Annotated in this window: 8 protein-coding genes; 2 read left to right on the forward strand and 6 right to left on the reverse strand. The window is 41.6% G+C overall.

The features are described 5' to 3' along the window. Positions 1-11: 11 nt before the first annotated feature. The 4 genes from HMPREF0549_RS01250 to HMPREF0549_RS01270 all read right to left on the reverse strand — a co-directional run bounded on the left by HMPREF0549_RS01250 (position 12) and on the right by HMPREF0549_RS01270 (position 5418). Entirely contained in the window at positions 12-1346 is a 1335-nt protein-coding gene (locus HMPREF0549_RS01250; protein WP_003716434.1) for a dipeptidase, read from the reverse strand. A gap of 13 nt (positions 1347-1359) precedes the next feature. Continuing rightward, positions 1360-2841: a YfcC family protein gene (locus tag HMPREF0549_RS01255; RefSeq protein ID WP_373878834.1), complete on the reverse strand. Its 1482-nt coding sequence runs from the start codon at positions 2839-2841 to the stop codon at positions 1360-1362. 317 nt (positions 2842-3158) lie between these two features. Continuing rightward, positions 3159-4733: an amidohydrolase gene (locus HMPREF0549_RS01265; RefSeq protein WP_003716437.1), complete on the reverse strand. Its 1575-nt coding sequence runs from the start codon at positions 4731-4733 to the stop codon at positions 3159-3161. A 16-nt stretch (positions 4734-4749) separates the two neighbouring features. Further along, entirely contained in the window at positions 4750-5418 is a 669-nt protein-coding gene (locus tag HMPREF0549_RS01270) for a YczE/YyaS/YitT family protein (protein ID WP_003716438.1), read from the reverse strand. Positions 5419-5634: 216 nt separating this feature from the next. Between HMPREF0549_RS01270 and HMPREF0549_RS01275 the strand changes: the two genes are divergently transcribed. Further along, on the forward strand, positions 5635-6915 hold the full coding sequence (locus tag HMPREF0549_RS01275; protein WP_040530662.1) for a cation:dicarboxylate symporter family transporter: 1281 nt from the start codon (positions 5635-5637) through the stop codon (positions 6913-6915). Positions 6916-6967: 52 nt separating this feature from the next. Here HMPREF0549_RS01275 and HMPREF0549_RS01280 read toward each other — a convergent pair whose 3' ends face one another. Both HMPREF0549_RS01280 and HMPREF0549_RS01285 read right to left on the reverse strand, forming a co-directional pair. After that, a complete protein-coding gene (locus HMPREF0549_RS01280) occupies positions 6968-7465 on the reverse strand; it encodes a GNAT family N-acetyltransferase (RefSeq protein ID WP_003716440.1) in 498 nt (165 codons plus the stop codon). Positions 7466-7478: 13 nt separating this feature from the next. Then, on the reverse strand, positions 7479-7928 hold the full coding sequence (locus HMPREF0549_RS01285; RefSeq protein ID WP_003716441.1) for an Lrp/AsnC family transcriptional regulator: 450 nt from the start codon (positions 7926-7928) through the stop codon (positions 7479-7481). Between the two features lie 233 nt (positions 7929-8161). Here HMPREF0549_RS01285 and HMPREF0549_RS01290 point away from each other — a divergent pair, with 233 nt between their 5' ends. Continuing rightward, positions 8162-8629 (forward strand): universal stress protein, encoded by a 468-nt coding sequence (locus tag HMPREF0549_RS01290; protein WP_040530665.1) that lies wholly within the window; start codon positions 8162-8164, stop codon positions 8627-8629. Positions 8630-8748 lie beyond the last annotated feature (119 nt).

Below are 8748 nucleotides of genomic sequence, written 5' to 3' on the forward strand. Positions count from 1 at the left end.
ACGAAGACACTCTAGTCTACACACAACCTCTTTATCGCTTGAGCATAGATTTCCATAGCTTTGAACATGTCTTTGAGGGGCCATTGTTCGTTGGCTTGGTGCATGTAGTCGGGAGTGGTTGGAAGCATTCCGCCAAAGGCTACACAATTATTCATTGTTCGAGCAAAGGTAGCGCCACCAGAGATTTGTGGTGTGGCAGTGGTATCACCGGTTTGTTCCTTGTAGACGTCCATTAAGGTTTGGATTAGCTTGCTATCCTTTGGAACGTATAGCGGTGCAACATAGTCAAAGTGAACATACTTGAGATCGTATGGAGCCACTCGTTGTGCGAGCTTTTCCAAAAGCTTATCTCGATCAACGGTAACAGGAATCCGCAGATCAATTTGCATCTGGGTTTCTTTTTCGTTGATTTCGAGACTTGAAATATTGATGGTCAGGTGACCAGATTCGTCTTCAACATCACCGAGCAGGTTAGTACCGGTGGCATCCTCCTTGAAGAGCTTGCCGATGAAATCAAGTGGCTTAAAGTCAAAGACATCATCTAGGGCGATTGCAAGGCGAAGAACGGCATTAGTTCCTTGTGGGGCTAACATTGCATGGACTGATTTTCCGAGAACGGTAATTGAATTTTCATCGCTAGTATATTCAAAGCCATGCTTATCAAGAGCTGCCTTAACTTCATCCTGCTTTGGGCCATCATAAACAGCCTTGTCAGGGACAGCATTAAAGGCATTCTTTAAACTCAGCTTAAGTTGATCTGTTCCCGGTCCAACAAGGTAGGATTGCTGGAGACCCTTTTCAGCGTAAATCAATGGAAATTCCGCATCAGGGGAGATCCCGCTATCGATTTGACTTTCTTTCTTGTTATATTGAGCAATTCCTCGCCAAAGAATTTCTTCATCAGTCCCGTAGATAAAGCGAATTCGCTGGTTAAACTTGTAACCATGATCCATCAAAGCTTTAACAGCAAACAATGCAGCAATTCCAGGTCCCTTATCATCTTGAGAACCACGTCCGTAAACGGCATTGTTAACTACTGTTCCCTTGAATGGATCATGTTCCCAGGTCTTGGGATCGCCAGCAGGAACAGTATCAAGGTGACAAATTACACCAAAAATCTTGTCACCCTCGCCAACTTCAGCATAACCATAGTAACCATCAGGATCTTCATAAGTTTTAAACCCAAGACGATCGCAAATTTCCATTATTTTATCAAGGGCATTTCGAATTCCCCGACCGAATGGAGCACCATCTTCAGCAGCTTGATTATAAGAAGGTACAGAGATTAACTCTTCAAGAGCGCTGACAGCCTCTTGCTGTTCTTTTTCGGTAACTAATTGTGTCATAATTTAATTCCTCCTAGAGTACGGCAGCGATTCCTAAGAATACGCAGGTAACGATGAATAGGTAGATCATCAATTTCAACATCCACTTCCACCAAATACTGATGTTAACGTGGGCGATTGCTAAGGCACCCATAACAATTCCAGAAGTTGGGGTAATTAAGTTGACCCAACCTGAAGCAGCCTGATAAGCCGTAATAACTAGACTTCCAGAAACGTGAGCAAAGTGGCCAAGAGGACCAATAATTCCCATAGTTGCAGCAGCAAGACCGGAAGTTGATGGGATCAAGAAGGACATTGGAATGTAGAAAATGTAGGTCAAAATAATAAAGATACTTTGTGAAAGACCATGGAGACCCGTTTCACCCCAGTGGAGGACGGTCCCGGTGATCATTCCGTTATTCATAACTACCTGAATTCCCCGGGCAACAGCAACGATAATTGCAACGCTAAGGAAGTCAGCCATTCCTTTCATGAAGGCATCCATGAACTCGCTTTCCTTCATGTGGTAAAACCACATGATTAGGACAGACATGAAGAGGAAGAGCATGGTAATTTCGTTAAAGTACCAAGTCCCTAGTGGTGCCATATCGTGGCCGAGTAAATTGCCTAAGAATGGGATGCCTGTTAGCCATTTTGTAAAGCTGTCAAAGAATGTCCAGTGACTGTTTAGGTTAGTCCATGGAATTAAGCCAAGGATCATAATTACAAATGTAAGACCAAAGAGCCAGATAACTGCTTTTTGCCGTTTTGACATTTGAAAATTATCATCGTCAGAACGAACTTTAATTGCAAATCGCTTCTCATCTGCTGCACGTTGCTTATAAACAAGCGATTTTTCAGGGTGCTTTTCGATTACAGAAGCGTAGTGGTAAACGTAGATGATACTAATGGTTGTCGTAATAATCAGGAGAAGAACCCGTGAACCTAAACCATCACCTGGAGAGATGTTTAATGTTTGTGAAGCAACTCCAGTAGCAAATGGGTTAACGGTTGACGCCAAACAACCAACTTGAGTCCCAACGAGGGCAATCGCAACGGCAACTAATGAGTCGAAGCCAACACCCATCATTACGGGAATTAATAATGGGTAAAAGGCAATTGTTTCTTCACCCATTCCGTAGGTAGAACCACCGATGGCAAAAAGGATCATTAGGATCGGGATCAGTAATTTTTCTCGTCCCTTATAACGGTGGACGATTGAACTAATCCCTTCGTTAAGGGCGTCTGTCTTGTTTACAACTCCAAGGAAGCCCCCGATGACCAGAATGAATAGTGAAACTGAAATTGCTCCTTCAGTTTTCTTGTCACCAACCATTCCGATGACAGGAGCCATAAAGACGTCCCAGATCCCTTGTGGCTTACTAGCAACCGAACGGTAGGTACCAGAAATAATATTTCCGGCCTTATCGGTTGAGTATGTTCCGGCTGGGATAATCCAGGTTAATATAGCAATAATAACAATAATAATAAATAGAATCGTGAACGCTGACGGCATATGGAACCGATGCTTTTTCTTAACTTCTTGCAAATCTCTCACTCCAATCCCCAAAAAACTAATTTGCAAATCTATTCACAACCCTATTGTAAACTTCTTAGAAAGCGGCATCAATTGGGAATTAGAGTGCCTTCGCCCCAAAGAGTTTCCGGAAAGCTAGCAATTTCTCCTGACGAAGGCGATTTGCGCCTAGGAAGGAGTTTGCTAGCTCTAGGAAACTCGGGCGAAGCACGTTTAGAATATGTTGCCAAGAACTCCAGCAAGTCCCAAAACCAAAAGGCCAGGAACAAATCCCAGCCTTTTTCAAAGTCAAATATTTAATTTTCAAAAACCTTTTCCCCAGCCATCCAGGTTTCTTTAACCCGAACAGTTTGAAGCTCGTCATGGGGAACAGTGAAAATATCCTTGTTGAGAATGACAAAATCAGCTGCCTTGCCTGCTTCCAGAGTGCCGTTATCGTCAAAGCCACCGATTTTAGCACCATCACGAGTATAGCCAAGAACTGCTTGGGGGACAGTGATTGCTTCATTGGCATTTACAACATCACCATTAGCTGCTTTCCTGGTGACAGCGGCATAAATACTGTAGAAGGGGCTGTCAGGCTCAGCCCATGGGGTACATGGTGCATCTGAACTTAAGCCAAGCATTGCCTTGGAATTTAACATTGTCTTTACTCGGTATGCTAGCTTGAATTGTTCAGCGTTCAAATAATGACGGTATGATTCAACTTCAGCAAAGAAGAAAATCGGTTGGGTTACTAAGGCATACTTCATTTTACTGTGAGCAATTTCAGTGAACATTTCATCACTCATTAGGGATGCGTGCTCAATCCGCACTGATGGCATTTCATCAAGCCATGGATCGAGATCCTTAGTAACGTCGATAACGGTTTGGATAGCTTGGTCGCCCATCGCATGAACAGCTAACTGCAACTTGTTTTCACGCGCCATATTAACAGCACGAGTTAACTTTTCTTTCGATGTAAGACTAACTCCCATTTTGCCTGATGGGTATGGATCGGCATTAAATGCTGTCTCACCAGAAATACTGCCATCCATGAAGACTTTAATCCCAGCAACACGGAGTTTAGCATCGCCACTTGGTTGAAGTCCTTTTTCAGGATCAATTTCATCAAAGACATAGTAAATTGATGCCTTGGGGGCAAAACCACCCTTAATCGCGTCTTGGTAAAGCTTAAGAGAGGTATATGGCTTCATCCGTCCCATCATTTCACCAATTGCAACGAGTCCATTAGCAAGGTAGTGTTCGGAACTCTTAACCATGTTCTGGACATCGCCTTCATAGCTCTGGGCGGACTTAGCACGAATTAAAAGCTGAGATGCAGCAACTTCCCGCATGAATCCAGTTGGTCGTCCGTCAGCGAACCGTTCAATTTTTCCGCCAACTGGGTCAGGCGTATTTTCGTCAATTCCAGCGAGTTCAAGGGCCTTAGAATTCCCAACAGAAGAATGACAGTCTGAACGGTAAATAAAAATCGGTTGAGTGGTTGAGACGGCATCGAGATCGTCCCGGTTAGGACTCCGGTGTTCGGCTAGTTTGGTTTCGTCAAATCCCCATCCTTCGATCCAGACATCTTCACCCTTACCATAGGCGGGAGACTTACGTAATGCTTCTTGCATTTCTTTAATACTGTTAACGTTTGGCGGAGTACAAGCGACACCATGTAAGGCATCAGCAATGTATTTTGGATGCGTATGGCAGTCGATTAATCCCGGAAGAACGGTTTGTCCCTGGAGATCAATTGTTTCTCCTTCTGGGACCGGATCATTACCGATCCATTTAATTCGGCCGTTTTCAACGATCATGCCATTGGCAAAGTGATCTTCTGAATCGCCAACAAAAATATGACCGTTAATGTAGGTTTTCTTCATAGTAAAATTACCTCTCTTAATATTTGTAATTTAGGTGGTGGTGCAATTTGCTAAAGAAATGGTGATCAGACCAACCAATTAGGTAACCTTGGGTAAGAATGTTGTAAACTGTCCCAAAGTTAACGGCAACTAACTGGTGGGTCTCAATTACTGAGATGATGATTAAAATAATTGGCGGAATATAACTTGTCCATTGTGACCAAACAGCGGAACCATGCATAAAACGGAACCGTAAAATATATGGGAAGTCATCATTCGGATGCATAATTAGGTTGGCTCGCTGGTAAAGCGAAACAGCGGCAGCAATACCAAATAACCCAATAATATCAAGGATGACACGAAACCAAATATTGAGATCGGGAACGCCAATATAATTGAAGAAGTCAGCAAATCCCTGGAGAATATAACTAAAAGGGATGATGTAAAGAAGATTACGAATTAACCGAAAGTAATCGAATTTTCTTAACAGAAGCAGGTTAGTGATAGCAACAATAACTCCTTCAATTAACAGCATATTTCCTAGCGACCAGTGGAGCCAGTTACTAAGATTAGCAGCGGAGGCAGTCCAGATTGCACTTCCCATGTTTGTAGAGACAGTGAGACCGTTGGAACAGGCATTTAGGAAAATGGAAAATGCTAAAAAGCACCAGCGACCAGTGAGACTATTTGCCCATTGTTTGGTCAATTGTCGATTTCCTCCTTTGAAAATAGACTATAGTAATATCCTACTTCTATTTACTTGAAAAATAAACCGCTTCCATATGGAAAATAAATGAATAAAAAATTATGAAATTAAAATAACTGTTCGGCTTTAGAGAAATAAAATTTAAATTTTACTAAGAAAAACCCTTAAAAATATGCTAAAGTAGAACAAGACATTTTTTAAGGAGTCTGATTTAAGGTGAAAAAATACCGAATTTCACGCCTAAGCATGGGCTGGCAAATTATGATTGGGCTAGTATTGGGGATTATCTGTGGTATGGTCTTTTACCATAATACTGGTGCAATTAAGGTCATGCAGAGCTTGGGAACCATTTTTATTCGTTTGATCCAAATGATCGTTATGCCAATCGTCGTTTCTTGTTTAACGGTTGGGATTGCGAATATTGGTGATATTAAGAAGTTAGGACGGATAGGTGGAAAAACTTTAATCTACTTTGAAGTTTTAACTACGATTGCCATTATTCTTGGGCTAGTAATTGGTAACATTACCCACCCGGGAACGTTTATTGATATTCATAAGCTTCATGCTACTGATATTTCACAGTACATGTCGAGCGCTAAAACCGCTTCGCATAATAGCGGCTTCTGGGAATTAATTCTTTCCATTATTCCAACGAACATCTTTAAATCAATGTCTGATGGGGATATGATGCCAGTGATCTTATTCTCAGTCCTCTTTGGTTTGGGAATTGCTTCGGTCGGTGAGAAGGCAAAGATTCTTATTGATGTGCTGAATGCGGTTGCCGAAGTAATGTTCAAGGTTACTAACTGGGTAATGAAGTTTGCGCCAATCGGGGTCTTTGGCCTGATTGGGATGACGATTGCCGAAATGGGAATTAGTGCGTTACTGCCATTAGGGTTGTTTATTGTTATTGCTTATATGACAATGATCATCTTTGTTGTGGTGATTTTGGGGATTACTGCCCACTTATTCCACTTGCGCTACTGGAAGACAATGCACGTTATTCTTGATGAAATCATCTTAGCCTTTACGACAGCGAGTTCTGAAGTTACGTTGCCACGGCTAATGGAGAAGACACAAAAGATGGGTGTCAGCAAGGGGATTGTTTCCTTCGTTATTCCAACTGGGTATACCTTTAACCTTGATGGTTCGGCCATCTACCAGTCATTGGCAGCGTTATTCCTTGCTCAGGCATACGGAATCCACTTAAGCTTTGCCCACCAGTTTACCTTACTGGTTGTCTTGATGATTACAAGTAAAGGGATGGCTGGGGTGCCAGGAGCCTCATTTGTTGTTCTTCTGGCCAGTGTTTCGACAATTGGGGTACCGATTGCCGGGCTTACCTTTATTGCCGGAATTGACCGGTTTGTTGATATGGGACGAACAGCCGTAAACGTTGTTGGTAATTCCATTGCAACCCTGGTTATTGGTGAATCTGAAAAAGAATTTAACCGTAAAGAATATAATCACTACCTAGATACTTATGGTAAAAACTAGAGTAGTGTTAAAATACCGCTAACATTCAAAGCTGGATGTTAGCGGTATTTTTTTACAGATTGAAGTGTTTAACAAAGATTTTGAGTGTTCTGAGTTCGCCATCAATGATTGAAATCTGTGGTAAGACGCCACATTGTTGATAACCACATTTTTGAAAAAGCTTTTGACTGGGAAGATTATTTTCGTAAACGTAAGCAATTACGGTTTTAATATCAAGGTTGTCGGTAATTTGCTGGTCAATGAAATTTAAAATTTGTTTTCCGTAGCCACGTCCTTGAGTATCAGAAGCTAAGTAAATTGAGATTTCGGCAGAAAATTGATAAGCCTGGTGCGGGTAGAACTGGCCAAGTGAGCACCAGCCAATGATTGTTGAATCACTGATTACTACCCAGATTGGGAAACGATCATTGAAATGATTAAGCCATTCTTGGCGGCTATCAACAGTGATCGGCATTTCATCGTCGGTAATGTCATGGCTTGGCACTGCGCTGTTATAAATTGTGACGATCCTCGGCAGATCGTTTGGTGTTGCTCGACGAAAACTGAGCATTAGTAGATCGCTCCTATTCCTGAGGATCACTCAGTTGAACGCCTCGGTGGTCAACACTGGTGCTAAAGACAATTTGTGTACTTGTCTTACCGAAACGTTGTTGAATATCATTAATGAAGTCATCAAGATCAGTCGTTGACGGGAAGACCACTTCCATTACTTCAGAAAAATCACCGGTGACACAGTTACATTCAATGACGTTTGGAATGTTCTGAATATAAGGATAAAATTCTTTCTTTTGCCGAGGTTCAAGTTGAACTTGAATAAAAGCTTTAACATGGAAGTTAATTTTTTCGAGGTTAATATCTGCTTGGTAGCCCTTAATAATACCGGAACGTTCCAACTTGCTAATTCTTGCTGCGATTGCAGGGGAAGAGATGAAACATTCCTTTGAGAGATCCTTTAGGGACGCTCGGGCGTTTGTTTGTAAAATATTGACAATTTTTCGATCGATTTTGTCCACGTTAATTACCTCATTTCATTAGATGCAAAATTAGAATTAATTAAACATCCCTAATTAAATCTTAATATTATTTACCGTTGATTGTAATTGATTGCATGATGCAAGTCAAATACTTAACCAGTAAAGAATAGTTGATAAAAGTAGTAAATAATAATTACATAGTTACAAGCGCAGATTAATTAATGGTACAATAGTAATTAATAAATGTAAGAGGTTGAATGGAGGGTTCGATTATGGATCAAGAATATGAAAACATCTTAGTTCCAATGGATGGCTCAAAGGAATCTGAATTAGCGTTAGGACGTGCAGTAGCGGTTGCTAAACGTAATGGCAAGGCACACATTGATGTGTTGAACGTTATTGACACCCGTGCAATGGCTTATAACTTTGCCGGGATGTCTGATGGCAGTATCGCTTACCAATTGGTTGATAAGTCTAAGCAATACCTTGATGACGTTTTGAAGCGCGTTAAGGATAAGGAAAACTTTGATAACATTGATATTCACATTCGTTTAGGAAACCCAAAGACAATTATCGCGTTTGATTTTGTTCGGGATCACCACAACGATATGATTATGATGGGTGCCAGTGGTTTGTCACGGATGCAACGTGCAATCATGGGTTCTGTTACTTCCTACGTTAAGCGGAATGCTCCAGTTGATGTCCTTGTTGTTCGTACGGCGGTGGATCAGGTAAAATAAAATAGAGTGCCTTTGCTCCAAAGAGTTTCCGGAAAGCTAGCAATTTCTCCTGACGAAGGCGACTTGCGCCTAAAGAGTGAACCAGAAAACTTGTTTTCGTCTGTGAACCTTCACAAGGA

The sequence above is a fragment of the Limosilactobacillus vaginalis DSM 5837 = ATCC 49540 genome (genome assembly GCF_000159435.1).
Classification (GTDB): domain Bacteria; phylum Bacillota; class Bacilli; order Lactobacillales; family Lactobacillaceae; genus Limosilactobacillus; species Limosilactobacillus vaginalis.